We start from the raw sequence: 26,013 nt of genomic DNA, 5'->3' as shown, positions 1-26,013 counted from the left end.
CCCTCTCTCGCCGACTCGCCTACTGCTGCGTGGCTTCCTGCCCCACGTTGACACGTTCGGCCCTGAACGCGTCCGACTCCGGCACCACAAGTGAATCAACCCCGTCGCCAGGGTGAACTCTGGGCGACGACTGTTCGAGGTGCCACCCGAACGGCTGTGGAAGTACCGTCGTGCCTGCTTAACCTGGATGCATGGACGTGAACGCGGCGGTCGCCGCAGCTGCAGCGATCGCCGGTCTTTGCACCGGTGTGATCGCGATGCTGGCGTTCCGCTGGAGCGAGCGCGACCAGGCCCGCCCCACCCGGAGCTCCATGCGCCCCGACATCAACGCGGTGCTCCCGCCCGGCGTGGACACGGTCCTCTCCGTGCTCCGCTCCTCCGCCGTCGTCCTCGACGAGGGCGACGCGGTGGTCAAGGCCAGCTCGGCGGCGTACGCCCTCGGCCTGGTCCGCGGCGGGAAGCTCGCCGTGGAACCGATGCTCCACATGGCCCGCGACACCCGCCGGGACGGAGAGATACGACAGATCGAACTCGACCTCCCGAGGCGCGGCACCGGCCGCGGCGAGGCCCTCGCGGTCTCGGCGCGCGTCGCCCCGCTGGGCTCCCGGCTCGTGCTGCTGCTCGTCGAGGACCTCACGGAGGCCCGCCGCATCGAGGCGGTGCGCCGTGACTTCGTCGCGAACGTGTCGCACGAGCTGAAGACCCCCGTGGGCGCGATCTCCCTGCTGTCGGAGGCGGTCATGGACGCCTCCGACGACCCCGAGGCGGTCAGCCGCTTCGCGGGCCGCATGCAGATCGAGTCCGCCCGCCTGATCAACCTCGTACAGGAACTGATCGACCTCTCCCGGGTGCAGAACGACGAGGCCCTGGAGGACGCCGAGCCCGTACGCGTGGACACGCTGGTGGCCGAGGCCATCGACCGTTGCCGCCACACGGCGACCTCCAAGCAGATCACCATGGCCGCCGGCGGCACCGCCGACCTGCGGGTATGGGGACACCGGGGGCAGCTGGCGGCCGCCCTCGGCAACCTGGTGGAGAACGCCGTCAACTACAGTCCGGCCCGCACCCGCGTCGGCATCGCCGCGCGCCGGGTGACCGCGCCGGGTGGAGACTTGATCGAGATAGCCGTGACCGACCAGGGCATCGGCATCCCGGAGAAGGACCGCGAGCGCGTCTTCGAGCGCTTCTACCGCGTGGACCCGGCCCGCTCCCGCGCCACGGGAGGAACCGGCCTCGGCCTCGCGATCGTGAAGCACGTGGCGGCCTCGCACGGCGGGGAGGTGTCGGTATGGAGCTCGGAGGGCCAGGGCTCCACGTTCACCCTGCGACTCCCCGAGGCACCCGCGCCGGCGCCCGCGCCGGCCACCGCACCCGCCCGACCCCTGCCCGAACCAGAACCAGTCATCCCTGCCCCGGAGGTCCTTCCGTGACCCGAGTGCTCGTCGTCGAGGATGAGGAATCCTTCAGCGACGCCCTGTCCTACATGCTCCGCAAGGAAGGCTTCGAGGTCGCGATCGCGGCGACCGGGCCCGACGGGCTCGACGAGTTCGAGCGCAACGGCGCCGACCTCGTCCTCCTCGACCTGATGCTGCCCGGCCTGCCCGGCACCGAGGTCTGCCGGCAGCTGCGCGGCCGCTCCAACGTTCCCGTGATCATGGTGACCGCCAAGGACAGCGAGATCGACAAGGTCGTCGGGCTGGAGATAGGAGCCGACGACTACGTCACCAAGCCCTTCTCCTCGCGGGAGCTGGTCGCCCGCATCCGCGCGGTCCTGCGCCGCCGCGGCGAGCCGGAGGAGGTCACGCCGGCGGCCCTGGAGGCCGGTCCGGTACGGATGGACGTCGACCGGCACGTGGTCACCGTCGGCGGGGGCAAGGTGGACCTCCCGCTGAAGGAGTTCGACCTGCTGGAGATGCTGCTGCGCAACGCGGGCCGCGTGCTCACCCGCATGCAGCTCATCGACCGGGTGTGGGGCGCGGACTACGTCGGCGACACCAAGACCCTGGACGTCCACGTCAAGCGCCTGCGCGCCAAGATCGAGCCCGACCCGGGCGCGCCGCGCTACCTGGTGACGGTCCGCGGCCTGGGCTACAAGTTCGAGCCGTAGACACCGGGGCGCCGTGAACGCCGGAGTGCCGCGCACACCGGAGCGCCCGCACCTACAACGGGGAAGGCCCCCAGCCGCATCGGCTGGGGGCCTTCCCCGTGTACGTGGTGCGTCGCGCGGCGGGCCTCAGTGGCCGGCGCTGTGCGAGGCGGAGCCGGACGGCTTGCCCGACGGCGCGCCCGCGGCGCCCGAGGGCGAACCGGAGGGGGAGCCGGACGGGGATCCCGACGGCGCGTTCGCGGGCACGCCGGAGGGCGAACCCGAGGGGGAGGCGGACGGGCCGGCGGAGGGGGCTGCCGGGGCCTCGGTCGGGCCGTAGCCCGCGTACATGCCGGAGGCGGGCACGATGAAGGCCTGGAGCGGGACGTCGCCGGTGCTGCTCAGGTCGAAGACGACCTCCTGCACGTTGCCGTCCTCGACGGCCGTGCGGCCGCCCTCGATCACGGCGGAGGCGTTGCCCTTGCCGCCCAGCACCACGGAGCCGCCGGCGGGCACGGTGATCTTGCCGGTGCCCTCCGCCGCCTTCAGGACGACCTTGGACTTGCCACCCTTGAGGGTGATGCCCTCCAGGGTCTGCGGCTTGGTGCCGTTGTTGAAGACGGTCGCGGAGACGACGGCCGGACCCTTCTTCTCCTTCTCCGCCTGGGTGATCACCAGGGCGTTCTGGATCTGGATGTCGCCCTTGGTGGTGGCGGCGTTGTCCGGCTTGATCTGGAGAGTCTGAGCGTCGTTGCCCGCACCGCACGCGGCGAGCGAAGCGATCGAGAACACGACGGCAGAAGCGGCGAGGGCGCCGCGTCGAAGGCTGCGGCTCACGGCGGCGGCAACTCCTAGGACGTACGGACGGAAGGGTGGACGCTCGGGACGGCCGAGGTAAAGCCGCCCTAAGGGTGTGTCAGCGCGCTTAGGTTACCGAGCCGCCGCCCCGGCCCCGCACCCGACCCTCCGCAGCGGACGCACGGCCCTGGACGGCGTCGGCGATCTTGCATTCCGGATAACGCCGGCGGGCCGTCCGGTGATCAATTCCGGGATTCCCTCGAACGCGACTCCGTGATCAATTGCGGATTGGGCCGGATCCCGCTCCGTACGGGTGGCCGCCAGTCGAACGGAGTACTTCGGTTTCCGGCTTCCGAACCCGGCAAAACGGGACGTACGTCACTCCTGTGGACTCGTCCGCCAGGTGTAACGTGGTCGTTTCGCCCGGTCCGCACAACACCTCCGACCTGCGAATACCCCCCTCCGGAAGCCCTTCGCAGCACGTTCGTGTCGCTGTTGTCAAGCCCCGAGATGTGCCCTGACCTGCGAAAACGCCATTCATAACAGTCAGTTCTCGTGTTACCCTGGATAGCCACGGAAGGGGTACCTGTCACATGACGTTCAAGGTTGGCGACACCGTGGTCTATCCCCATCACGGGGCCGCGCTGATCGAGGCCATCGAAACTCGCCAGATCAAAGGCGTGGACAAGACCTACTTGGTGCTCAAGGTCGCCCAGGGCGACCTGACGGTTCGTGTGCCTGCGGACAATGCGGAGTTCGTCGGCGTTCGCGACGTAGTCGGCCAGGACGGGCTGGACCGGGTCTTCGAGGTGCTCCGCGCACCGTATGCAGAAGAGCCGACGAACTGGTCCCGGCGCTACAAGGCAAATCTGGAGAAGCTCGCTTCTGGCGATGTCATCAAGGTCGCCGAAGTGGTGCGTGACCTGTGGCGTCGTGAGCGCGAGCGCGGACTCTCCGCGGGTGAGAAGCGCATGCTCGCGAAGGCTCGCCAGATTCTCGTCAGCGAGCTCGCGCTCGCGGAGAACACCAACGAGGACAAGGCCGAGGCCCTCCTCGACGAGGTTCTCGCGTCCTGACGCGAAAACCGTACACAGTTGTGCCGCGGTGCCCGATGACAAGCTCTCTCCTCCACGAGGGAGCTGTTGCCGGGCGCTGCGGCATGTCTGTACCCACACCTTTTTTCTTGGCGTGCCGGGTTCGGGCAGCCCTGCTCGACCGGTCGTCACGGAAGGGGCGAGGGGCGTCGCACCCGGCACGCTTCAGGCCATACCCATGTCGGCCGAAGTCACAAACCTGGCTCGGAGCTACTGATGTCTGACGAATCGCGTCCCCACCGCACGGCCGCGGTCATCCCGGCCGCCGGCCGCGGGGTACGCCTCGGTCCCGGCGCCCCCAAGGCCCTGCGGGCCCTCGGCGGGACGCCCATGCTCATCCACGCCGTCCGCGCCATGGCCCGCTCCCGCGCCGTGTCCCTCGTCGTGGTCGTCGCCCCCTCGGACGGGGCCGCCGAGGTGCGACACCTGCTGGACGAGCACGCGCTGCCCGAGCGCACCGAGGTCCTGGTCGTCCCCGGCGGGGAGACCCGCCAGGAGTCGGTGCGCGCCGGCCTGGACGCGCTGCCCGGGGACGTCACCTCCGTACTGATCCACGACGCCGCCCGCCCGCTCGTCCCCGTCGACACCGTGGACAGCGTCATCGAGGCCGTCCGCGACGGGGCCCCCGCCGTCGTCCCCGCGCTGCCGCTGGCCGACACCGTCAAGGAGGTCGAGCCCGGCAGGCCCGGCGAGCCCGAGCCGGTCGTCGCCACCCCCGAGCGGGCCCGGCTGCGCGCCGTCCAGACCCCCCAGGGCTTCGACCTGGGGACCCTGCTGCGCGCGCACCGGGAGATCGCCGTCCTCGGCGAGGGCGCCACCGACGACGCCGGCATGGTGGAACGCCTCGGAATCACCGTCGTGACCGTCCCCGGCCACGAAGAGGCCTTCAAGGTCACCCGTCCGCTCGACCTCGTCCTCGCCGAGGCCGTACTCGCCCGCAGGAGGGCCACCGATGCCTACTGACCCCGCCGCCGCGCCCGCCGCGCCCGCGATGCCGCTCGTCGGCATCGGCACCGACGTGCACGCCTTCGAGGCGGGCCGCGAGCTGTGGTGCGCCGGTCTGCTGTGGGAGGGCGAGGACGGCCTCGCCGGGCACTCCGACGGTGACGTCGCCGCGCACGCCGCCTGCGACGCCCTCTTCTCCGCCGCCGGCGTCGGAGACCTCGGCGCGCACTTCGGCACCTCCCGTCCGGAGTGGTCCGGCGCCTCGGGCGTCACCCTCCTGGCGGAAGCCGCCCGCATCGTCCGGGCCGAGGGCTTCGAGATCGGCAACATCGCCGTCCAGGTGATCGGTGTCCGTCCGAAGGTCGGCAAGCGGCGCGAAGAAGCGCAGAAGGCGCTCTCGGCCGCGGCGGGCGCCCCCGTCTCGGTGTCCGGCACCACCACCGACGGCCTGGGCCTGACCGGCCGGGCCGAAGGGCTCGCCGCCATCGCCACCGCCCTCGTCCACCGGACGAGCCGGGCCTGAGCCCGGGCCCCGTCGGACAGGTGTCCGGCCGGGGCCGCGCCCGCGCGCCGGCGGAGCGCATCCGGTACCAACCGGGAAAACCGCCCGTACGGGACTCCGTGCGCGCCCCGTCGGCGCCGCTCCGGCGGCAAACCCCACCCCCGGGCCCCCAAAGGGTCGCGGGGCACTGCTAGAGGCGCACTACCCTGGATGCCGTGACTATTCGCCTGTACGACACCAGCGCCCGGCAGATCCGTGACTTCACCCCGCTCGTTCCGGGCTGTGTCTCGATCTACCTCTGTGGCGCGACCGTGCAGGCCGCTCCGCACATCGGCCACATCAGGTCGGGCCTGAACTTCGACATGATGCGCCGTTGGTTCGCGTACCGCGGCTACGACGTGACCTTCATCCGCAACGTCACGGACATCGACGACAAGATCATCGCGAAGTCCGCCGAGCAGCGCCGCCCCTGGTGGTCCATCGGTTACGACAACGAGCGGGCCTTCAACGACGGCTACTCCGCCCTCGGCTGCCTCCCGCCCACCTACGAGCCCCGCGCGACCGGACACGTCACCGAGATGGTCGAGATGATGCGCGGGCTCATCGAGCGCGGCCACGCCTACGAGTCCGAGGGCAACGTCTACTTCGACGTGAAGTCCTTCCCGGGCTACCTCTCGCTGTCCCGCCAGGAACTCGACAACATCCGCCAGCCGGAGAGCACCGGCGAGACCGGCAAGCGCGACGCGCGCGACTTCGCCATGTGGAAGTCCGTCAAGCCCGGCGAGCCCTCCTGGGAGACGCCGTGGGGCCGCGGCCGTCCCGGCTGGCACCTCGAATGCTCCGCCATGGCGCACAAGTACCTCGGCGAGGCCTTCGACATCCACGGCGGCGGCCTGGACCTGATCTTCCCGCACCACGAGAACGAGATCGCCCAGGCCAAGGCCTTCGGCGACGAGTTCGCGAAGTACTGGGTCCACAACGCCTGGGTCACCATGTCCGGCGAGAAGATGTCGAAGTCCCTCGGGAACTCGGTCCTCGTCTCCGAGATGGTCAAGCAGTGGCGCCCGATCGTGCTGCGCTACTACCTCGGCACCCCGCACTACCGGTCGATGATCGAGTACAGCGAGGAGGCGCTGCGCGAGGCGGAGTCCGCCTTCGCCCGCATCGAGGGCTTCTACCAGCGCGTCATCGAGAAGGCGGGCGGTCCCGTCGAGGCCGCGGCCGAGGTGCCGCCGGCGTTCGCGGAGGCGATGGACGACGACCTGGGCGTCCCGCAGGCGCTCGCCATCGTCCACACCACCGTCCGCCAGGGCAACAGCGCGCTCGCCGCCGACGACAAGGACGCGGCCATCGCGCGCCTGTCGGAGGTACGGGCCATGCTGGCCGTGCTCGGCCTCGACCCGCTCGACCCGCACTGGGCCGGCGAATCCGACCGCGGCGAGGACCTCCACGGCGCCGTGGACACCCTCGTCCGCCTCGTCCTGGAACAGCGCGAGTCCGCCCGGGCCCGCAAGGACTGGGCGACCGCCGACGCCATCCGCGACCAGCTCCAGCAGTCCGGCCTCGTCGTCGAGGACGGCCCGACGGGTCCGCGCTGGACGCTCGGCCCCCGCTGAGCCCCCGGAGCAGTCCGACTGTGCCGCCCGGCGCTCCGGGCGGCACACTCTTCATACGTACATATCGCAGGATCAACGAAAACAGGTAGAGGTCATGGCCGGGAACAGCCAGCGCAGGAACCGCCGCACGTCCAACAAGAAGGGCGCCACGGTCGGCAGCGGTGGCCAGCGGCGCAAGGGCCTGGAAGGCAAGGGCCCCACGCCCAAGGCCGAGGACCGCAAGAAGCACAAGGCGAACCGCATCGCGGGCGCCATGGCCCGCCAGGCCGCCAAGCGCCGCCCGGCCCCGCGCCGCGGCGGCCCCAAGGGCACCAGCGAGATGGTCGTCGGCCGCAACCCGGTCTTCGAGGCGCTGCGCGACGGCGTCCCCGCCACCACCCTCTACGTCCAGCAGTTCATCGACAACGACGAGCGCGTCCGCGAGGCCCTCCAGCTCGCGGCCGAGCGCGGCAACATCAACCTGATGGAAGCCCCGCGCCCCGAGCTCGACCGGATGACGAACGGGCTCAACCACCAGGGCCTGGTCCTCCAGGTCCCGCCGTACGAGTACGCGCACCCGGAGGACCTCACGGCCGCCGCGTACGACAACGGCGAGGACCCGCTGATCGTCGCCCTCGACGGGGTCACCGACCCGCGCAACCTCGGCGCCATCGTCCGCTCCGTCTCCGCCTTCGGCGGCCACGGCGTGGTCATCCCCGAGCGCCGCGCCGCCGGCATGACCGCCGGCGCGTGGAAGACCTCGGCCGGCACCGCCGCCCGCACCCCGGTCTCCCGCGTCACCAACCTGACCCGCGCCCTCCAGGACTACAAGAAGGCCGGCATCACCGTCGTCGGCCTCGCCGCCGAGGGCCAGCACACGGTCAACGACCTGGAGCAGCTCGCCGGCCCCGTCGTCATCGTCGTCGGCTCCGAGGGCAAGGGCCTCGGCCGCCTCGTCGGCGAGAACTGCGACTACCTGGTGCGCATCCCGATGCCGGGCGGCGCCGAGTCGCTGAACGCCGGTGTCGCGGCGGGCGTCGTCCTCTACGAGGCGGCCCGCCGCCGCGCCGACCGCGGCCGCGCCTGATCCCTGCGGGGCCTGATCCCCGGCCGGGCCGGACCCGTCCACCCGGCTTGATCCACTTGGCTCACGGAAAGTGACCCGTGAGCGTGTCGCCCCGCCCGATCCGGGCGGGGCGACTTGATCTTGACGGGTCTCGGACAGATCCCTGATGTCAAGGCAGTGTCCTAAACACTGATCACTCGGTTAGATGAGTGTGGACACCAGAACGTCAGGGTTCGACGACCAGCCCGCGCTGAGCATGGTCAAGGTGCCGTGCGACCCCGCACAGGTCATCGTCAACCACGCCAGCTTCCGCGTGCGGCTCGCACCGAGCCCGAGCGCGCGTTCCAAGCCCGCGAATGCCCCCGGCCGCGCGCCCGTCCTCGGCGTCGCCGCGGTCGCCGCCGCCGGAGCCACCCGCCGCCGCCGGGCGCCCGTCGTGTGGAGCGGCAGGTCCGCCCCCGGCGACGCCGCCGCCACGGGCGGCCTCCTCCAGGCCGTACGGGAGTCCGGCCGCGGCCACGACGAGTACGACGGCGGCGCCACCCAGGTCATCCCGCGCGTGGACATGGCCCACGACCTCGCCGAGGACACCCTCGCCACGCCGACCGTCATCGGTCAGCGCAGCTACGGGGACCCGGACGAGACCCGCCCCCTGGCCGCCGTACGGGACCTGCCGCGCGGGCAGTACGCGCCGCAGCACCCCGGCGGCGAGCCGGACGGCGAGTCCCGTCGGACCGGCGACGCCCGCGGCCAGGCCTCCTACTACCCCGGCCGCCGGATGAACCTCGGCGTGGTGCTGCTCCCGCTGCGCGTCTTCCTCGGGTTCATCTGCATCTACGCCGGCATGGGCAAGCTGTGCGACCCCGTCTACTTCGACGGCGGCGAACGCGGCTCCATGGTCACCTGGCTCCAGACGCTGCACCCCTGGGCGCTGGCCGAGCCGCTGCGCGACTTCGCGCTCGCGCACCCGGTCGGCGCGGGGCTGAGCGTGGCGTTCCTCCAGGTGATCGTGGGCGTCCTGACGGTCTTCGGGCTGTGGCAGCGGTTCGCCGCCTGCATCGGGGCGCTGCTGTCCGCGGCGCTGCTGATGACGGTGAGCTGGAAGACCGTCCCCGCCTACGACGCGCCCGACATCATCTACCTGGCCGCCTGGAGCCCGCTGATCATCGCGGGCGCGCCCGTCTACTCCCTGGACGGACGGCTCGCGGGCGAGGCCTGGCGCACGCTGGGACCGCGTTCGGAGATCTGGCGGCTGCGGCGCCGGGTGCTGCGGCGCGGGGCGGTCATGGCGACCGTCGTGTGCGGGCTCACCCTGCTCGTCGGCTCGCTGCTCGGCGGGGCCGTACGGTCCTCCACCGTCGTCACCGTGCCGGGGCCGGGGCAGGCCCCCAGCAACTACCTGCCGGGCACGCCGCTGCCGAAGGCCTCGGTCAAGCAGCCCGAGCCGGCGCGGGGGCAGCAGCAGCCCTCGAAGCAGGCGTCGTCGCCGTCCGCGGCGCCGTCGGTGGCGCCCTCGAAGCCGGCCCGGAGCGGCGCCGGCAGCGCGCCGCCGCGCGAGAGCGCCGGCACGGGGGCCGGAACCCCCTCCGCCACCAAGGGCGGCAGCACGGGCAGCGGGCAGACGCCGCGCAGCAGCAGCCCGAAGCAGTCCAGCCCGCAGAAGCCGCCGTCCACGTCCTCGGGGAACCGCCCCGAGAGCGGCGGCGGTGGCGGGGACACCCCGACGAAGAAGCCGGGGCTGGTGGGCGGACTGCTGGGCTGACGGTCCGGTTCGCCCGGGCGGGTCCGGAGGGCCGGGAGGGTCGGGCGGGTTCGGAGGTTCGGAAGGTTCGGTCCCGAGGGGCCCGGTGCGCGAGGAGCGTGCCGGGCCCCTCGGCGTGCCCGCGGCGCCTTGGGCGCGGGTGCGTACGGGCCTTGGGAGCGGCCCGAGTTGGGGGCGGATGCGGGGCCGGGTCGATTCGGGGCCGGGGCGTGCGGGGGCTCAGGAGGCCGTCTGGGCGGCCAGCTCGCGCGCGGCCTCGGTGAGGTCCTTCGCGGTGTCGATCGCCCGCCAGTAGGCCCCCTGGGGCAGCGGGTAGCCCGCGAGGCGGCGTTCGCGGGCCAGGCGCGGGAACGTCGTTCGCTCGTGGTCGCCCAAGTCGGGCAGCAGCGCGGTGAATTCGGGGGAGAAGACGTACACCCCGGCGTTGACGGGGTAGGGCGACGGCGGCGCCTCGATGAAGTCGAGCACCTGGCCGTACTCGTTGGTCTCCACGACCCCCCACGGGATCCGCGGTCGGGCGAGCGCCAGGGTGGCGACGGCGCCGCGTTCGGCGTGGAAGGCGGCCATGTCGCGCAGCGGGAACCGGGTCCACACGTCGCCGTTGGTGGCGTACCAGGGGCGGTCGGCGTGCGGCAGCCGGCGGGCCGCGTACTTGAGGCCGCCGCCGCGGCCCAGCGGCTCCTCCTCGACGACGGTGGTCACCCGCAGCGGCAACTCGGCCCGCGCCAGCCAGTCCTGGAGCACCTGCGCGAGGTGCCCGCAGGACACGACGGCGTCGGTGACCCCCTCCGCCGCGAGCCAGGCGAGTTGGTGCCCGATGATCGGCAGGCCCGTACCCGGGATCTCGACCATCGGCTTCGGCCGGTCGTCCGTGTACGGCCGCAGCCGCGAACCCTGGCCGCCCGCCAGGACGACCGCCTGGGTGGGTGAGGCCGGGAACGCGGCCGCGAGGTCGGTGGATCGGGGAGGTGCGGGGGGAACGTCGCTCATGGCCGTCAGCGTAGGGACGGCCCCTGCCCCGGCGGTGGCAGGCGCGGCGGAGGTGTCGAAGAGGGCGCCAGAGGGGGTGTCAGCCCATCGAGGCGACGCCGGTCGCGTACGAGGTGTCGCAGACGGGGCGCGCGAAGGACTGGGCCTTCGTCGGCCCGTACGCGTCCACGGCGGCCCGGCCCAGGGCGCGCGCGATGCCCACGCAGTGCGCGGCGAGCGACGGCCGGCGGTCCACCTCCTGCTGGAGGTGCGTGAGGACGGCGCCCGGCTCCTGGCCCTGCTGGAGCTCGCTGAGCAACTTGTCGCGCAGGAGGTCCTGGGCGGCGCGCGGCTTGGCGGGGACGGACACGTCCTCGGCGGAGGCGGTGAGGATCTGGGAAGGGGTGTTGTCCGCCCAGGGGACCATCGTGACCGCGAGGGTCCCGGACAGGACCAGGACGACGGGCAGGACCAGGGCGAGGGAACGGCCGATACGGCGGGCAGTGTGGGTCACGAGGGCGAGAGTAGCGCTCGGTGAAGATTTGGCGACATTTAGTCACCCTGTCGGGGGATGGTTCGACGTGGCTTTTCGAATAAGGGGTTGACGGATGCGGCCGAATGGCCCGGTCTGCCGGGGTTTGGCGCGGGGTTGGCTCCGGGGCTGCGGCAACTACCGAAGAAGGGGCGCCCCTTGATGGGGCGCCCCTTCGGGTTCCGGTTCCCGCGGCGGGTGTCAGCCGGAGAGACGGGCGCCCGAGGACGTCGAGAACACGTGGATCTCGTCGGCGCGCGGCACCACGTGCAGGGTCGAGCCCTTCTCCGGGACCTGGCGGCCGCCGACGCGGACGACGATGTCCTTCGCCTTGTCGGCGCCGACCGCGGCGCTGCCGTAGACGTAGCCGTCGGCGCCGAGTTCCTCGACGACGTTCACGGTGATGGTCAGGCCGCCCGTGTCGCCGACGTCGAAGTGCTCCGGGCGCACGCCGACCGTGACGGTGCGGTCACCCGCGTCGGCGGCGGCGGACAGCGCCTCGCGCGACACCGGGACGATGCTGTCGCCGAACTTCACGCCGCCGTCGGCGATCGGCACCTCGACGAGGTTCATGGCGGGCGAGCCGATGAACCCGGCGACGAACAGGTTCGCGGGGCGGTCGTACATGTTGCGGGGGGTGTCGACCTGCTGGAGCAGACCGTCCTTGAGCACCGCGACGCGGTCGCCCATGGTCATGGCCTCGACCTGGTCGTGGGTGACGTAGACCGTGGTGATGCCCAGGTCGCGCTGGAGGGCGGCGATCTGCGTACGGGTCGACACGCGGAGCTTGGCGTCGAGGTTCGACAGCGGCTCGTCCATGAGGAAGACCTGCGGCTTGCGGACGATCGCGCGACCCATGGCGACGCGCTGGCGCTGGCCGCCGGAGAGGGCCTTCGGCTTGCGGTCGAGGTAGGTGGTGAGGTCGAGCATCTTCGCCGCGTCCTCGACCTTGCGGCGGATGGTCGCCTTGTCCTCGCCGGCGATCTTGAGCGCGAAGCCCATGTTGTCGGCGACGGTCATGTGCGGGTACAGCGCGTAGTTCTGGAACACCATCGCGATGTCCCGGTCCTTGGGCGGCAGGTGCGTGACATCGCGGTCGCCGATGCGGATGGCACCGCCGTTGACGTCCTCCAGGCCCGCGAGCATGCGCAGGGAGGTGGACTTGCCGCAACCGGAGGGGCCGACCAGGACGAGGAACTCGCCGTCCTCGATCTCCAGCTCCAGCTGGTCGACGGCGGGCTTGTCGCCGCCGGGGTACAGACGGGTCGCCTTGTCGAAAGTGACAGAAGCCATGGTGATGAATCCCTTCTACCGGCAGGAACGTGCCGGACGATCCGAGTGGAAGGTCTAGTCCAGTGCCCTGGACTGCGCCCGACGCTACCTGGCGATCCGCTCCCTGTCAGCACCCGCGCCCGGTGACTTCGCACTCGGACGACGGCCCGGGCCACCTTTTCCGCGGGCCCCGGACCGGCCCCGGACCCGCCCCCGACCGATGGCCGCGGGCCGTCCCGCGGCGCCGGAAAGGTGATGGCTCGGGGATTCGGCTGCTGTGTAGAGTGAGTGCGGCCCCGCCTCCTTAGCTCAGTCCGGCCAGAGCAACGCACTTGTAATGCGTAGGTCGTCGGTTCGAATCCGACAGGGGGCTCTGCCGGAATCCCGGCTCGGATCCTTTCCGAGCCGGGATTCCGTCGTTTCGGCGACCTCTGCGCGGGTGTGGGGCGCGGGCGTCAGTGGCGACCCGAGATGCGGTTGGCCAGGTGGGCCAGGGGGGTTGTCGTGGGGCGGTGGGTGGCCGTCTCCTGGCGGTCCGCCTCGCGGTAGGCGGCGTACAGGGCCTGGACGCCGAGCCAGCGGAAGGGTTCCGGTTCCCAGCGGCGGACGCGGTGGTTGACCCAGGGGAGCGAGGTCAGGTCCGTCAGGTTCTCCAGGACCAGGTCGCGCAGGGTGCGTGCGGCGAGGTTGGCGGTGGCGACGCCGGAGCCGACGTAGCCGCCGGCCAGGCCGAGGCCGGTGGTGCGGTCCAGGGAGACGGTGGCGCACCAGTCGCGGGGCACGCCGAGGACGCCCGACCAGGCGTGGGTGATCTCCGTACCGGTGAGCTGGGGGAAGAAGGACGTGAGGAGCGAGGTCAGGGCGGTGATCGTGGCCGGCTGGGTGCGGCCGTCGTGGTCCGTGCGCGAGCCGTAGCGGTACGGGACCCCGCGACCGCCGATCGCGATGCGGTCGTCGGCGGTGCGCTGGGCGTACATGTAGGCGTGGGCCATGTCGCCGATCACCTCGCGGCCCGACCAGCCGAGCGAGGCCCAGACCTCCGCCGGGAGCGGGGCCGTGGCGATCATCGAGGAGTTCATCGGGAGCCAGGTGCGCTTCTGGCCCTTGAGGGCCGCGGTGAAGCCCTCGGTGCAGCGCAGTACGAAGGGGGCGCGGACCGTGCCGTACGGGGTGACGGCGCGGCGGGGCGCGATCTCGGTGACGGGCGTCGATTCGTGGATGACGACCCCGAGGCGTTCGCAGGCGGCGGCGAGGCCCTTGACCAGCTTCAGGGGGTGGATGCGGGCGCCGTGCGGGGTCCAGCTGGAGCCGACGGCGTCGGCGATGTCGACGCGGGCCCGGGTGGCGGGGGCGTCGTGGAACTCGCGGTCGGTCTCGCCGAAGCCGAGTTCGGCGGTGTGGAAGGCGCGCAGGCGGGTGAGCTGTGCGGGGCTGCGGGCGACTTCGAGGACGCCGCCGCGGTGGATGTCGGCCTCGATGCGCTCCTTGGCGGCGACGTCGATGACCTCGGTGACGGTGTCGTTCATGGCGTGCTGGAGCCGGAGAGCGGCCTGGTGGCCGTGGAGTTCGGCGTACCGGTCGCGGCCGGCGATGCCGTTGTAGAGCCAGCCGCCGTTGCGGCCGGAGGCGCCGTACCCGCAGAACTTCTGCTCCAGGACGGTGACGCGTAGGTCGGGCGCGGACGTCTTCAGGTAGTAGGCCGTCCACAGGCCGGTGTAGCCGCCGCCGACGATGACGACGTCGGCCGTGGCGTCGCGGGTGAGGGGGGCACGGGCCGGTTGGGGGGCGGTGGTGTCCGTCGCGTACCAGAAGGAGATGCCGCCGTTGATCGTCATGGGGGAGTTGGTACACGGGGTGCCGGTGGGGTGTCCAGGGGCCGGATGTCGTGGTTCGGGACGTGTTTCCGGGCCGAATGACCCATGCGGGTGGGGTGGCGGGGGTCGTAGGGTGCGGTGGGGGGTTTGTGGACTTTGGCGGCGTTTGTGGCCTCGGTGCGATGGGTGGTCCGGTGATCCGGTGATCGGTGTGCCGGTGATCGGTGTGCCTCGTGGGTGTCCGGCGGGTGCCTGTCGGTGCGGGGCTTCGGAGTGGAGAGGGTTCGGGCGTGGGCATACGTGGTGCAGGGCGAGCGGGACGGTTCGTGGCGGCCGTTGCCGCCGCGGTCCTGCTGGGTACGGCGGTGGCCGGCTGCGGCGGGGGCGGTTCCGGCGGCGACGGGGCCGCTGCCACCGGTGTCGTACGGACCAGCCCGATCGCGGAGCGGCTCGCGAAGCTGCCCGCTGCGGTCGACGGGGCGAAGGTGGTCGTGGGCAGGGCGGACGCGCCGCGCACCGTACAGGTACTGGTGGATCCGCGGTGCGGGTACTGCGCGAAGTTCGAGGCGGCCGGCGGCGAGACGCTGCTGGGGCTGGCGGACGAGGGCAAGGTGCGGATCGAGTACCTGCTGGCCTCCTTCCTCGACCGGGACGGGGCGAGCGGCTCGGTCAAGGCGGTGAACGCGTTGCGGGCCTCGGTGGACGCGGGGAAGTTCGCCGAGTACGAGGCGGCGGTCTTCGCGAGCCAACCGAAGGGGGCGTTCACCGACGAACTGCTGCTGCGCATCGCGGACCGGGTGCCGGGGCTGCGCGGGCCGGACTTCGACCGGGCGGTGGAGCAGGGCTCGTACGCGGGGTGGGTCGGCGAGGCGGAGAAGGCCTTCGAGGCGACGGGCATGCAGGGGACGCCGGCGGTGCTGGTGGACGGGAAGCCGGTCGGTACGAAGGACGGGTCGATGTTCGACGCGGCCGCCTTCGCGCGGACGCTGGGGGCGGCCGGCATCGGGACGTGAGCCGTGGCGCGGGGCGGGCGTTCGGCGGTGACGTCGACGGGGCGGTGGATCGTTGCGCGGGGCGGGTGGTGCCACGCCGAACCCGAGGCGCGTCGCCGGTCGGGCCGGAGGTCGACGGTGCGCCTTAGGGTCGGCGCATGGTGGAGATTCCGGAGGGGTTCGTGGCGGCCCGGCTGCGCGAGAACGGCGTGGCGGGGCGGGAGTTCGTCGAGGGGCTGCCGGCGCGGGCGGCCGGGTTCCTGGAGCGGTGGGAGCTGCGCCGCACCGGGCCCGGGATGTACGGGGCGACGGCGCTGGTGCTCCCGGTGGAGCGGGCGGACGGCACCCCGGCGGCGCTGAAGCTGCTGGTGCCGGACGAGGAGAGCGAGGGGGAGCCCCTCGCGCTGCGGACGTGGGCCGGACGGGGCTGCGTGGAGCTGTGGGAGCACGACGTGCCCACGGGGACGCTGTTGTTGGAGCGCCTGGACGAGGGCCGGCACCTGTCGGAGCTCGCCGAGCGGGACTCCCGGGCGGCGGTGGGGGTGATCGGGGAACTCCTGGGACGGCTGACGTCCGTACCGGCTCCCGAGGGGCTGCGCGGCCTGGACGGGATCGTGGCGCGGATGCTGGACGGGGCGCCAGGGGCGGCGGCCCTGCTGGCCGATCCGCTCGAACGGCGGCTGCTGTCGGACTGCGCGGCCGCGGTCGCGGAGGTGGCGGCCGAGCCGGGTGACCGGCTGCTGCACTGGGACCTGCACTTCGACAACGTCCTGGCCGGCGGTAGGGGCGGCGCGGGCGGTACGGGCGGCCGCGAACCGTGGCTGGCGATCGATCCGAAGCCGCTGGCGGGGGATCCCGGCTTCGAGCTGCTGCCGTCGATCGTGAACAACTTCCGCGCGGAGGAGGTGCGGTGGCGCTTCGACCTGCTGACGGAGGTCATCGGACTCGACCGCGAGCGGGCGCGTGCCTGGACGTTGGGGCGGGTGCTGCAGAACTGCCTCTGGGAGGTGGAGGACGGGGAGGACGAACTCCCGGAGCGGGAGGTGCTGGTGGCGCGTTCGCTGCTGGGCCGCGGGGAGGGGTGAGGGGTGGAGGGCGGCGGGAGGGCGCCGACGGGTGTGCGGGCCGCCGCCGTGCGCGCCGGCCTGACGGGCATGCGTCGCGGCGGTCGCCCTAGGGTGACCGCATGATCCGTGATGCCGAAGTCGCCGATGTTCCCGTCATCCGCAGCATGATCCGCGAGCTCGCCGAGTACGAGAAGGTGCCGCACGAGGCGCGTGCGTCGGAGGAGCAGTTGCGCGAGGCGCTCTTCGGGGAGCGTCCGGCGGCGTTCGCGCACATCGCGGAGGGGGAGGACGGGGAGCCCGTCGGCTTCGCCGTGTGGTTCCTGAGCTTCTCGACGTGGCGCGGGGTCCACGGCATCTACCTGGAGGACCTGTACGTACGCCCCTCCGCGCGCGGCGGCGGCCACGGCAAGGCGCTGCTCGCGGAGCTGGCGCGGACGTGCGTGGAGCGCGGGTACGCGCGGCTGGAGTGGTCGGTGTTGAAGTGGAACGCGCCGACGATCGCGTTCTACGAGTCCCTGGGCGCGCGCCCGCAGGACGAGTGGTCGGTGTACCGGCTGACGGACGACGCGCTCCGCGCGCTGGGCGCGGCGAAGTAGCCGCCGGTCGGGCGCCCGGCCCAGGGGACGGCGGCGCCGGGCGGGACCCGGTGCCGCCGCGAGTGCGGGCGCCGGGCCCGGGGCGTGCCGTGGGGTGCTCGGCACGGCCGAACCGCTCGAACCCGGGCCGCCCTGATCGGTCCAGCGGGAGCGGGCGACGGGGGAAGCTCCTCGGCATGCGTGTTCACGTCCCCCTGGCCCCGCCCTGTGCCGAGCGGCGGGACGGGGCTGCGGGGCGGGGTGAACGGGTGCTCCGGGGAGCCGGGGGTGGGCTCGGGTGGTTCGGGCGGGTGTCGGTGGGGTGGGTCAGGATGGGGGGATGGCACGCAGTGGTGGGCAGCAGCACGGGACGGTGAAGGTGGCGCGGCGGCCGGAGGTGAGGCTGCCCGGGCTGACGGCGTGGGACGGCGGTCCGTTGGAGCCGGACGGGGACTACGACGGGTTGGAGTTCGCCGACCTCGACCTGGCGGGCCAGGAGGGGTTCGGCGCGCGGTTCATGGACTGCGCGCTGCGGCGGTGCGCGCTCGACGAGGCCGGGCTGGCGAAGGCACGGTTCATGGACGCGGTGCTGGACGGCGTCCGGGGCGTGGGCACCGACCTGTCGGAGGCCTCGTTGCGGGACGTGGAACTGCTGGACGCCCGGCTGGGCGGGGTGCAGCTGCACGGGGCGGTGCTGGAACGGGTCCTCGTCCGGGGCGGGAAGATCGACTACCTGAACCTGCGGAAGGCGCGGCTCAAGGACGTGGTGTTCGAGAGCTGCGTGCTCGTCGAACCGGACTTCGGGGGTGCGGTCCTGGAACGGGTCGGGTTCCGTGACTGCACGCTCCGCGGGGCCGACTTCAGCGGGGTCCGGATGAAGGACGTGGACCTGCGGGACGCCGCCGAACTGGGCATCGCGCGCGGGGTGGACGCCCTGGCCGGGGCGGTCATCAGCCCCGCGCAGCTGCTCGACCTCGCCCCGGCACTGGCGGCGCAGCTGGGGCTGCGGGTGGTGGGGTAGGCCCTATGCCGGGACGCGGGGGAAGCGGGCCTGGAGGGTCCAGATGACCGGGTTGTCGGCGAGGCCGTCGTGCATGTCGACGAGGTCGGCGATCAGGTCGTGCAGGAAGTCGCGGGCCTCGCGGCGCAGCAGGCGGTGGCTGAACGTGATCGGGTCCTCCTCGGGTGCCATCCAGTCGGCTTCGATGTCGACCCAGCCGAAGCGGCGCTCGAAGAGCATCCGGTCGGCGGACTCGGTGAAGTCGAGCTCCGCGTACTGGCGGTTCGCGGAGCGGCTGCCGCGCGGGTCCTCGTCGAGCTTCTCGACGATGTCGCAGAGCGCCCAGGCGAAGTCCAGGACGGGGACCCATCCCCAGGCTGTGGATACTTCCCGGTCCTTGTCGGTGTCGGCGAGGTAGACGTCACCGCAGAAGAGGTCGTGGCGCAGGGTACGGATGTCCGCCGACCGGTAGTCGGTCTGCGGGGGGTCCGGGAAGCGCCGGGAGAGGGAGTAGCCGATGTCGAGCACGTACCCGATGGTGTCACGGCCGGCGCTCCCCCTGCGCCCGGGCGGCGTCGGCGGACGTTGACGGCCGCCCGGGCGCCGGTGACCCGGGCCACCCCGGGGCCGGGGCGGCGAGGGCAAGTGGCCGGGGTGGGTCGGGTCGGGGCGGCGCGAGGGGGCAGGCCCGGGGCCGGGACGAGCGGGCAGGGCGGGCGGGCAAGGCCCGGGCCCGGGGCCCGGGGGCGTGGGCGTCCCCGCCCCGTTTCAGGACGGGAGGAGGCGTTGTTCCTTGGCCACCGCCACGGCGCCCGCGCGGGTGTCGACGCCGAGCTTGTCGTAGATGCGGCCCAGGTGGGTCTTGACGGTGGCCTCGCTGATGAACAGGGCGCGCGCGATGTCGCGGTTGCCGAGGCCGCGGGCCAGCTGGCCCAGGATGTCCAGTTCCCGGTCGGTCAGGGTGGGGCGGGAGCCGCGCATGTGCGCCATCACGCGGCTCGCGACCGGCGCGGAGAGCGTCGTACGGCCCGCCGCCGCCGAGTGGATGGCGGCGAAGAGCTCCTCGGGCCGTTCCGCCTTCAGGAGGTAGCCGGTGGCGCCCGCGCCGATGGCCCGGGTGATGTCGGCGTCCGTGTCGTAGGTGGTGAGGACCAGGACGTGCGGGGGGTCGGGCAGGGCCGTGATGCGGCGCGTGGCTTCGACGCCGTCGATGCCCTCGCCCAGCTGGAGGTCCATCAGGACGACGTCCGGGCGGAGTTTCGCCGCCAGCGCCACCGCCTCCTCGCCACTGCCGGCTTCGCCGAGCACCTCGATGTCCGGCTCGCTGCCCAGCAGGGCGAGCAGGCCGGCGCGGACCACGACGTGGTCGTCGCAGAGGAGGATCGTCGTCATCCTGTGGGCTCCAGGGGGATCGAGGCCGAGAGAACGGTGCCCTCGCCGGGGGTCGATTCGATGGTGAGGGTCCCGCCGAGCTGGCGCACCCGGGCGCGGATCGCCGGGAGGCCGTGGCCGCGGTCGGGGCCGGCGCTGCGGGGCTCCGTGAAACCGTCGCCGTCGTCGGCGATGTCCAGGACGACCTGGTCGCCGAGGAAGCTCAGGGTGAGGGCCGCCGTACGCGCGCCGGAGTGCTCGCGGATGTTGGACAGGGCGCCCTGGGCGATGCGCAGGAGCGCCGATTCGGCGCGGTCCGGGAGCGGCGCCGCGGTGCCCTCCAGGTGGAAGCGGACCGCGATGTCCGGGCCGGCGTCCAGGGCGCGCAGGGCGTCGGCGAGGCCGGCGCCGTTCTCCAGCTCGGGCGGGGCCAGGTCGTGCACGAGGCGACGTGCCTCGGCCAGGCCGCGCGCGGCGATGCCGGTGGCGGTACGGACGTGCGCGCGGGCGGTGACCGGGTCGCTCTCCCAGGTGCGGTCGGCGGCCTGGAGCAGCATCTGCTGGCTGGACAGGTGCTGCGCGAGGGTGTCGTGGATCTCCATGGACAGCCGCTGCCGCTCGGCGAGGGTGCCCTCGCGGCGTTCGGTGGCGGCCAGCTCCCGGCGGGTCCGGATCAGGTCGTCGATGAGCGCGCGCTGGGCCTGCGTCTGGCGCTCCATGTGGACGAAGACCGCGGTGGCGAGCGCGGCGACGGCGGGCGGGGCGAGGAACAGGTTCGGGTCGAAGGCGGTGGACAGCCGCACCTGCGCGGCGACGACGAACACCGTGAGCAGGGCCACCAGGACGATCGCGGCGCGCGGGGGGAGGGTGCGCAGGGCGGTGAAGAACAGCGGTACGGCGCACCAGGCGAAGCTCGGCGCGAGGACGACCAGCACCACCCAGGTCGCGACCACCAGGCCGAGCCAGATCCGTCGGCGCACGGTGGGGCCGGTGGCCCGCGGCGCGGATCCGGGCCCGCGGGTGCGGGTGCGGGTGCCGGTGCCGGTGCGGGTCCCGGTGTCGGGGTCGAGGGGGCCGGGCGCGCGGGTGGCTCCGACGACGGGGCCGAGTACGTACAGCAGGGACAGCGCGATGCTGAGGGCGAGGACCCAGGGGGTGCGGGGCTCGCCGGGGTGGCGCAGGAGGAAACGGGCCACCGACGCGCCGAGGAGCAGGAAGAACGCCGCGTGCATGACGGTGGCCAGGGTGCGGGTGTCGGGATCGGCACCGGCACCGGCGGCGGGGTGCGGCCGCGGGATGTGGCTCACGGCGGGGCTCCTGGGGCTGGGGGTGGTATCCATCTTGCCTCTGCCCTGGCCGGGCGGAGGACGGGGTGCGCTCGCCCCGGCGGGGCGGCGGCCCGCGTGCGGCCCGTGCCCCGGGTCCCCCGGAAGGGGAGGGCGTCGAGTCGCTCGGGCGGGGGTGCTCGGACGGTGCCGGTCGGGCGGGCGGGCTCGGGTGGTGCCGGGTACGAGATACCGATCAGGAGAACCGGGGTGAGGGGGGTGGCGCATCGGCCGATCGGTTGACCCCCGGGTCAGCCGGTGCGGTGGCCGTTGGGAGCCGGTACGGCGACGGGGTGGGGGCGGTTCCGGGCCGAGTCTTGGAGCAGCGGAGAACGAGCCAGCCGGCGCCCGCCCCTCCCACCACCAGGAGCAGACATGAACACCCGCACCCGCGTCCTCACCGGTACCGCCCTCGCCCTCGCCCTCGGCGCCGGGACGTTCGGTGCCGTCAGCGCGAGCGCCACCCCCGCCTCCGCCCCCGCCGCCGCCGAGGCCGCCGCGCCCGCCGCGAAGAAGGGCGACGACAAGAACTTCACCACCTCGACGCACCTGACCGTCGAGGCCGCGTCCCGCGCCGCCCAGGCCGCGCTGCAGGCCGCCGCGAAGGAGAACCAGAAGGTGACGGTCGCGGTGGTCGACCGCAACGGCAACACCATCGTCACCCTGCGCGGCGACGGCGCGGGCCCGCAGTCCTACGAGTCGGCGCAGCGCAAGGCCTACACCGCCGTGTCCTGGAACGCCCCGACCTCCGTCCTCGCGGGCCGCCTCGCGCAGACCCCGAACCTGAAGGACATCCCGGGCACCCTGTTCCTCGGCGGCGGCACCCCGGTCCAGTTCAAGGGCGCCCCGGTCGCCGGCGTCGGTGTGGCCGGCGCCCCGAGCGGTGACCTGGACGAGAAGTTCGCCAAGGCCGGTGTCGACGCCCTGGACAAGTAGTCCACGGCTCCCGGCCGGGCCCCCGCGCCCGCGCTTAGGATCGAGTCCGTGGAACACCCCCGGCTCACCCGCCTCGCCGCCCCCACCGTCGCAGCCGTCCTGTCCGTCGCCGTCCTGGCCACGGGATGTACGGGCTCCACGGTGCAGGGGCGGCCCGGCGCGTCCGGGGTCCGCGATCCGTACTTCCCGCGGGCGGGCAACGGCGGGTACCAGGTCGAGCACTACGACCTCGACCTCGCCTACGACCCCGCCGACGGCCACCTGCACGGCACGGCCGTCATCACCGCCCGCGCCGAGCAGGGCCTGAGCTCCTTCAACCTCGACTTCAGCGGCCTGAAGGTCGAGGGCGTGGACGTGCAGGGCACCGGGGCCCGCTACAACCGGACGGGCACCGAGCTGACGGTGCGGCCCGCGAAGGACCTGAAGAAGGGCGAGGTCTTCCGCACGGAGATCGACTACTCGGGCCGGCCGAAGCCCGTGGTGGATCCCGACGGCTCCGAGGAGGGCTGGATCGCGACGGCCGACGGGGCGGTCGGCGTCGGGGAGCCGATCGGGTCGATGGGCTGGTTCCCGGGGAACCACCACCCCGGCGACAAGGCGACCTATGACATCACCCTGACCGTCCCGAAGGGTTACGAGGCGGTGTCCAACGGCGCGTTGCGTTCGCGTACGGACGTGGCGGGCGGGCGGACGGAGTTCGCCTGGCACAGCGCCGAGCCGATGGCCAGTTACCTGGCGACCGCCGCCATCGGGAAGTTCGACGTCACGACCGGCCGGACCCCTTCGGGCATCCCCGTCTACAACGCGGTGACCCCCGAGGAGGCGCAGAAGAGCGCGCCCGCGCTGGCTCGGCTGCCGGAGATCGTGGAGTGGGGCAGCGCCAAGTTCGGCCCGTACCCCTTCGCCACCGTCGGCACGATCGTGCTGCCGGGCGGCACCCTCGGGTACGCGTTGGAGACGCAGACCAAGCCGGTCTATCCCGGGGCGCCCGACGAGAACCTCATCCTCCACGAGGTGGCCCACCAGTGGTTCGGCAACTCGGTGTCGCCGAAGTCCTGGAAGGACATGTGGCTGAACGAGGGCTTCGCCACGTACGCCGAGTGGCTGTGGGCCGAGGAACACGGCGGCCCGACCGCGCAGCGCCGCTTCGAGGCGATCCTCGACGGTGACACCTCCGTCGACGGGGCCGCCGACTCGGAGTGGGACTCCTTCCCCCCGGCGGCGCCGCCCGGACCGGAGCACATCTCGGGCGATCCGGTGTACGTGCGGGGCGCGATGGTGCTGCACCGGATCCGGCAGGAGGTCGGCGACGAGAAGTTCTTCGCCCTGCTGCGCGGTTGGGCCGCCGACCACAGGTACGGGAACGCGAGCACCGCGGACTTCACGGCGTACGCGCAGCGCAGCACGGGCCACGACCTGAAGAAGGTCTGGGACGTGTGGCTGTACGGCGAGGACCGCCCCGAGGCTCCGTAACGCGACCCCGGCGGTCCCCGCCGACCCCCGAGCCGGCCGACCCCCGAGCCGGTCGACCCTTGCGCCGTCCGCCCGCCGAGCCGGCCGGCCGCCGGTCAGGCCCCCGCGTCCGGTGTCAGTGACTTGCGCATCACCGTGCAGGGGCGGCCCAGTTCGCGGTCCTTGGCGTGGCGCAGGACCGTGTAGCCCTGGGCCTGCCAGAAGGCGAGCGCCCTGGTGTTCGCTTCGAGGACGGCGAGCCGTACGCCGGTCCGTCCCGCGGCGCGGAAACGGTCCTCGACGGCGGTGGCCACGGAACGGCCGTGGCCCTCGCGGTGCGCGGTGGAGTCGATGAGCAGCAGACCGATCCACGGGTCCGGGTCCTCGGACGCCGGATCGGGGTGCCGGTCGAGGGTCACGGCCAGGCCGACGAGCCGGCCGACGGAGCGGGCCAGCAGCACTTCGGCGCCGTCGTGCGCGAGTTCGTCGGCGAGGGAGGCCGCGACCTGCTCGACGGTGATGCGGGCGGGGTCGGGAAAGTCGCCGCTGATTTCGAAGAACGCGTGGTTCGTCGCGTAGAGCGTGGCGATTTCGGTGAGGACCGGCCCCGGCAGGGCGCCGTCCACGGGGACGAGCGGTTGGAGGATCACCTGTGGAACGGTAGCGAAGCCCCCGCCCCGGACGGTGGGGAGGGGGCTTCACCAGCGGCTATGCCGATGACCGGAGTCCGGTCGGCCGGCGGTCCGCTCAGGACGCCGATCGTCAGACGTTGACGCCGAAGTCCTGGGCGATGCCGGTGAGGCCGGAGGCGTAACCCTGGCCGACCGCGCGGAACTTCCACTCGGCGCCGTTGCGGTAGAGCTCGCCGAAGACCATGGCGGTCTCGGTGGCCGCGTCCTCGGAGAGGTCGTAGCGCGCGATCTCGGTGCCGCCGGCCTGGTTCACGACGCGGATGTACGCGTTGCGGACCTGGCCGAAGTTCTGGCTGCGGGACTCGGCGTCGTAGATGGAGACCGGGAAGACGATCTTGTCGACGTCGGCGGGGAGGCCCGCGAGGTTGACGTTGATGGCCTCGTCGTCGCCCGCGCCCTCGCCGGTGCGGTTGTCGCCGGTGTGGACGATGGTCTGGTCCGGGGTGGACTTGTTGTTGAAGAAGACGAAGTGGCCGTCGGAGACGACCTTGCCCGTCGCGTTCACCGCGATGGCCGACGCGTCGAGGTCGAAGTCCACACCCGTGGTGGTGCGGGTGTCCCAGCCGAGGCCGACCGTGACGGCAGCGAGGCCGGGGGCCTCCTTCGAGAGCGAGACGTTGCCGCCCTTGGACAGGCTGACAGCCATGGGATTGTCCCTTTCCTCATCCAGCATGCACGTACAGGCGGTCAAAGTACCGCTGACTTCTCTAACGCGCCCGGGTACCCGCGGGGTTCCCGCGCGAGTCCCTCCGTGAAATATGAGTGACGGACCGGCCGCGGGCACGGATCATAGGGGGCATGCCTGGTCCCTATGTCATCCGCGGTTCGGTCGTGCTCCCCGAGGCGGAGCTCGCCTGGCGGTTCTCGCGTTCCTCCGGGCCGGGCGGGCAGCACGTGAACACCTCCGACACCCGGGTGGAGCTGCTGTTCGACGTGGCCGCCACCAAGGCCCTGCCGGACGTGTGGAAGGAGCGGGCGCTGGAGCGGCTCGCGTCCCGCCTGGTCGACGGCGTGGTGACCGTACGGGCCTCCGAGCACCGCTCGCAGCTGCGCAACCGGGAGATGGCGCTGGTCAGGCTGGCCTCGCTGCTGGCGGAGGCCACGGCCCCGCCGCCGAAGGCCCGCCGGGCGACGAGGATCCCGCGCGGCATCAACGAGCGGCGGCTGCGGGAGAAGAAGGCCCGCGGCGAGACGAAGCGCGGCCGCACCGGCCGGGACTGGTAGGAGCGGAACGCCCCGCAGGCAGCTCCGCAGGCAGCCCCGCCGGTGGCCCCGCCGGGTGCGGGGTGCCGTCGTCCGCTACGGCGCGAGGTGCCGGTAGCGGCCCCGGAAGTACGTCAGGGGCGGCGCGTCGGGGGACGGCAGCGCGGCGGTCAGGACGCGGCCGATGACCAGGGTGTGGTCGCCCGCCTCGACGCGGGACTCCGTCCGGCACTCCAGCGTGGCGAGCGCGCCGGTCAGCAGCGGGGAGCCGGAGACCTCGCCCCGCACCCACGGCACGCCCTCGAACAGCAGCCGGTCGCTGATCCGGCCCTTCATCGCGAACAGGCCCGCGATCCGGAGCTGGGAGTCCGCGAGGACGGACACGGCCCACAGCGGCTGCTCGGCCAGCAGGTCGTCCATCCGCGAACCCTCGCGCAGGCTCACCAGGACCAGCGGCGGGTCCAGGGACACGGACATGAAGGCCGTCGCGGTCATGCCGACGTCCTCCCCGCGCGGTCCGTCCGCCGTCAGGGCCGGTTCGTGCGCGGTGATCAGGCACACGCCCGCCGCCAGCCGGGACATCGCCGCCCGGAACTCGTCGTTGCTCACCCCCTCAGGATGAGGGGTGCAGCCTTCCGGCGCGGTCAGGGGTACGGGGCTCGGGCTCGTTTTCGGCACGTGGGGAACGCTAGTCCCGCTGCCGTGCGACGCACATCGGGCGCTGGTCCGAGCCGCGTCCCCGCCTCCCGGCCTAGGCCGGGCGTATCGTTTGCTCCGGGGAAGGACAGGGAGCGCTCCCACTCAACAAAGCCTCCAATCCGGTCTGTTGTTCATCTCATGTGACTTGAGTCACAGAGTGCAAGATTTGTTGACCCTGTGTACCTGCCGCACAGCTCACTGTGATTCAGTGGACGGGACACCGCAACGAAACGCCGATGACAAACATGGAGTTGCTGTCGAGGTCT

The 26,013-nt window shown here is 72.8% G+C and carries 26 protein-coding genes and 1 tRNA gene; 16 read left to right on the top strand and 11 right to left on the bottom strand.

The window, feature by feature from the left end; genetic code table 11:
- The first annotated feature begins 191 nt into the window (after positions 1-191).
- Both ACFVS6_RS18870 and ACFVS6_RS18865 read left to right on the top strand, forming a co-directional pair.
- Complete coding sequence (locus ACFVS6_RS18870; protein WP_389705060.1) at positions 192-1,430, top strand: sensor histidine kinase; 1,239 nt, start codon at positions 192-194, stop codon at positions 1,428-1,430.
- Positions 1,427-2,107, top strand: coding sequence for a response regulator transcription factor (locus ACFVS6_RS18865; RefSeq protein ID WP_037795450.1), 681 nt, complete (start codon positions 1,427-1,429; stop codon positions 2,105-2,107). The genes ACFVS6_RS18870 and ACFVS6_RS18865 overlap by 4 nt, the downstream gene beginning before the upstream one ends.
- A gap of 126 nt (positions 2,108-2,233) precedes the next feature.
- Here the strand turns inward: ACFVS6_RS18865 and ACFVS6_RS18860 are convergent, their stop codons facing one another.
- The gene (locus ACFVS6_RS18860; protein ID WP_389705059.1) at positions 2,234-2,923 is read right to left on the bottom strand and encodes a DUF461 domain-containing protein; all 690 of its coding nucleotides are present in this window, start codon (positions 2,921-2,923) and stop codon (positions 2,234-2,236) included.
- A gap of 554 nt (positions 2,924-3,477) precedes the next feature.
- Here ACFVS6_RS18860 and ACFVS6_RS18855 point away from each other — a divergent pair.
- From ACFVS6_RS18855 to ACFVS6_RS18830, 6 genes are all read left to right on the top strand, one after another.
- Complete coding sequence (locus tag ACFVS6_RS18855) at positions 3,478-3,960, top strand: CarD family transcriptional regulator (RefSeq protein WP_003953493.1); 483 nt, start codon at positions 3,478-3,480, stop codon at positions 3,958-3,960.
- Between the two features lie 234 nt (positions 3,961-4,194).
- Positions 4,195-4,941 (top strand): 2-C-methyl-D-erythritol 4-phosphate cytidylyltransferase, encoded by a 747-nt coding sequence (ispD, locus tag ACFVS6_RS18850; protein ID WP_389705058.1) that lies wholly within the window; start codon positions 4,195-4,197, stop codon positions 4,939-4,941.
- The gene (gene ispF, locus ACFVS6_RS18845) at positions 4,931-5,446 is read left to right on the top strand and encodes a 2-C-methyl-D-erythritol 2,4-cyclodiphosphate synthase (protein ID WP_389705056.1); all 516 of its coding nucleotides are present in this window, start codon (positions 4,931-4,933) and stop codon (positions 5,444-5,446) included. The genes ispD and ispF overlap by 11 nt, the downstream gene beginning before the upstream one ends.
- Before the next feature lie 194 nt (positions 5,447-5,640).
- Positions 5,641-7,041, top strand: coding sequence for a cysteine--tRNA ligase (gene cysS, locus ACFVS6_RS18840; protein WP_389705054.1), 1,401 nt, complete (start codon positions 5,641-5,643; stop codon positions 7,039-7,041).
- A 94-nt stretch (positions 7,042-7,135) separates the two neighbouring features.
- Positions 7,136-8,107 carry a 23S rRNA (guanosine(2251)-2'-O)-methyltransferase RlmB gene (rlmB, locus tag ACFVS6_RS18835; protein WP_389705052.1) on the top strand — a complete coding sequence of 324 codons (972 nt, stop codon included), beginning with the start codon at positions 7,136-7,138 and terminating at the stop codon, positions 8,105-8,107.
- Between the two features lie 184 nt (positions 8,108-8,291).
- A complete protein-coding gene (locus ACFVS6_RS18830) occupies positions 8,292-9,848 on the top strand; it encodes a DoxX family membrane protein (protein WP_389705050.1) in 1,557 nt (518 codons plus the stop codon).
- Positions 9,849-10,067: 219 nt separating this feature from the next.
- Here ACFVS6_RS18830 and ACFVS6_RS18825 read toward each other — a convergent pair whose 3' ends face one another.
- From ACFVS6_RS18825 to ACFVS6_RS18815, 3 genes are all read right to left on the bottom strand, one after another.
- The gene (locus tag ACFVS6_RS18825; RefSeq protein ID WP_389705048.1) at positions 10,068-10,838 is read right to left on the bottom strand and encodes an NDP-sugar synthase; all 771 of its coding nucleotides are present in this window, start codon (positions 10,836-10,838) and stop codon (positions 10,068-10,070) included.
- Between the two features lie 79 nt (positions 10,839-10,917).
- Positions 10,918-11,331 (bottom strand): hypothetical protein, encoded by a 414-nt coding sequence (locus tag ACFVS6_RS18820; RefSeq protein ID WP_281203635.1) that lies wholly within the window; start codon positions 11,329-11,331, stop codon positions 10,918-10,920.
- A 219-nt stretch (positions 11,332-11,550) separates the two neighbouring features.
- Positions 11,551-12,642 carry an ABC transporter ATP-binding protein gene (locus ACFVS6_RS18815; protein ID WP_389705046.1) on the bottom strand — a complete coding sequence of 364 codons (1,092 nt, stop codon included), beginning with the start codon at positions 12,640-12,642 and terminating at the stop codon, positions 11,551-11,553.
- A gap of 277 nt (positions 12,643-12,919) precedes the next feature.
- On the opposite strand from ACFVS6_RS18815, the gene ACFVS6_RS18810 reads away from it, so the two are divergent.
- Positions 12,920-12,994: transfer RNA gene (locus ACFVS6_RS18810), tRNA-Thr, on the top strand.
- Positions 12,995-13,076: 82 nt separating this feature from the next.
- On the opposite strand, the gene ACFVS6_RS18805 is transcribed toward ACFVS6_RS18810, so the two are convergent.
- The gene (locus ACFVS6_RS18805; protein ID WP_389705044.1) at positions 13,077-14,456 is read right to left on the bottom strand and encodes an NAD(P)/FAD-dependent oxidoreductase; all 1,380 of its coding nucleotides are present in this window, start codon (positions 14,454-14,456) and stop codon (positions 13,077-13,079) included.
- Positions 14,457-14,761: 305 nt separating this feature from the next.
- Here ACFVS6_RS18805 and ACFVS6_RS18800 point away from each other — a divergent pair, with 305 nt between their 5' ends.
- The 4 genes from ACFVS6_RS18800 (at position 14,762) to ACFVS6_RS18785 (ending at position 18,090) form a co-directional block, all read left to right on the top strand.
- Complete coding sequence (locus ACFVS6_RS18800) at positions 14,762-15,448, top strand: DsbA family protein (RefSeq protein ID WP_389705042.1); 687 nt, start codon at positions 14,762-14,764, stop codon at positions 15,446-15,448.
- Positions 15,449-15,585: 137 nt separating this feature from the next.
- The gene (locus ACFVS6_RS18795) at positions 15,586-16,512 is read left to right on the top strand and encodes an aminoglycoside phosphotransferase family protein (protein WP_389705040.1); all 927 of its coding nucleotides are present in this window, start codon (positions 15,586-15,588) and stop codon (positions 16,510-16,512) included.
- A 101-nt stretch (positions 16,513-16,613) separates the two neighbouring features.
- Positions 16,614-17,090, top strand: a complete 477-nt coding sequence (locus ACFVS6_RS18790; protein ID WP_389705039.1) for a GNAT family N-acetyltransferase — start codon at positions 16,614-16,616, stop codon at positions 17,088-17,090.
- 319 nt (positions 17,091-17,409) lie between these two features.
- Complete coding sequence (locus ACFVS6_RS18785; protein WP_389705038.1) at positions 17,410-18,090, top strand: pentapeptide repeat-containing protein; 681 nt, start codon at positions 17,410-17,412, stop codon at positions 18,088-18,090.
- 3 nt (positions 18,091-18,093) lie between these two features.
- Here the strand turns inward: ACFVS6_RS18785 and ACFVS6_RS18780 are convergent, their stop codons facing one another.
- The 3 genes from ACFVS6_RS18780 to ACFVS6_RS18770 form a co-directional block, all read right to left on the bottom strand.
- The gene (locus ACFVS6_RS18780) at positions 18,094-18,597 is read right to left on the bottom strand and encodes a hypothetical protein (protein WP_281203617.1); all 504 of its coding nucleotides are present in this window, start codon (positions 18,595-18,597) and stop codon (positions 18,094-18,096) included.
- A gap of 240 nt (positions 18,598-18,837) precedes the next feature.
- Positions 18,838-19,461 carry a response regulator gene (locus tag ACFVS6_RS18775; protein WP_389705036.1) on the bottom strand — a complete coding sequence of 208 codons (624 nt, stop codon included), beginning with the start codon at positions 19,459-19,461 and terminating at the stop codon, positions 18,838-18,840.
- Entirely contained in the window at positions 19,458-20,672 is a 1,215-nt protein-coding gene (locus ACFVS6_RS18770; protein WP_389705167.1) for a sensor histidine kinase, read from the bottom strand. The genes ACFVS6_RS18775 and ACFVS6_RS18770 overlap by 4 nt, the downstream gene beginning before the upstream one ends.
- 468 nt (positions 20,673-21,140) lie before the next feature.
- Between ACFVS6_RS18770 and ACFVS6_RS18765 the strand changes: the two genes are divergently transcribed.
- Together ACFVS6_RS18765 and ACFVS6_RS18760 are read left to right on the top strand one after the other, a co-directional pair.
- The gene (locus ACFVS6_RS18765; RefSeq protein WP_389705034.1) at positions 21,141-21,701 is read left to right on the top strand and encodes a heme-binding protein; all 561 of its coding nucleotides are present in this window, start codon (positions 21,141-21,143) and stop codon (positions 21,699-21,701) included.
- Between the two features lie 48 nt (positions 21,702-21,749).
- Positions 21,750-23,174, top strand: coding sequence for a M1 family metallopeptidase (locus ACFVS6_RS18760; protein WP_389705032.1), 1,425 nt, complete (start codon positions 21,750-21,752; stop codon positions 23,172-23,174).
- A 95-nt stretch (positions 23,175-23,269) separates the two neighbouring features.
- Here ACFVS6_RS18760 and ACFVS6_RS18755 read toward each other — a convergent pair whose 3' ends face one another.
- Both ACFVS6_RS18755 and ACFVS6_RS18750 read right to left on the bottom strand, forming a co-directional pair.
- The gene (locus ACFVS6_RS18755) at positions 23,270-23,803 is read right to left on the bottom strand and encodes a GNAT family N-acetyltransferase (RefSeq protein ID WP_389705030.1); all 534 of its coding nucleotides are present in this window, start codon (positions 23,801-23,803) and stop codon (positions 23,270-23,272) included.
- 112 nt (positions 23,804-23,915) lie between these two features.
- Positions 23,916-24,491, bottom strand: coding sequence for a TerD family protein (locus tag ACFVS6_RS18750; RefSeq protein ID WP_389705028.1), 576 nt, complete (start codon positions 24,489-24,491; stop codon positions 23,916-23,918).
- Positions 24,492-24,643: 152 nt separating this feature from the next.
- Between ACFVS6_RS18750 and arfB the strand changes: the two genes are divergently transcribed.
- Positions 24,644-25,069 (top strand): alternative ribosome rescue aminoacyl-tRNA hydrolase ArfB, encoded by a 426-nt coding sequence (arfB, locus tag ACFVS6_RS18745; protein ID WP_389705026.1) that lies wholly within the window; start codon positions 24,644-24,646, stop codon positions 25,067-25,069.
- Positions 25,070-25,144: 75 nt separating this feature from the next.
- Here arfB and ACFVS6_RS18740 read toward each other — a convergent pair whose 3' ends face one another.
- Positions 25,145-25,726 carry a flavin reductase family protein gene (locus tag ACFVS6_RS18740; RefSeq protein ID WP_389705025.1) on the bottom strand — a complete coding sequence of 194 codons (582 nt, stop codon included), beginning with the start codon at positions 25,724-25,726 and terminating at the stop codon, positions 25,145-25,147.
- Between the last annotated feature and the right edge of the window lie 287 nt (positions 25,727-26,013).

The organism is Streptomyces sp. NPDC057939, assembly GCF_042887545.1.
Classification (GTDB): domain Bacteria; phylum Actinomycetota; class Actinomycetes; order Streptomycetales; family Streptomycetaceae; genus Streptomyces.
Note: the sequence above shows the minus strand (reverse complement) of the source record. Positions and strands in the feature narration are given on the sequence as shown.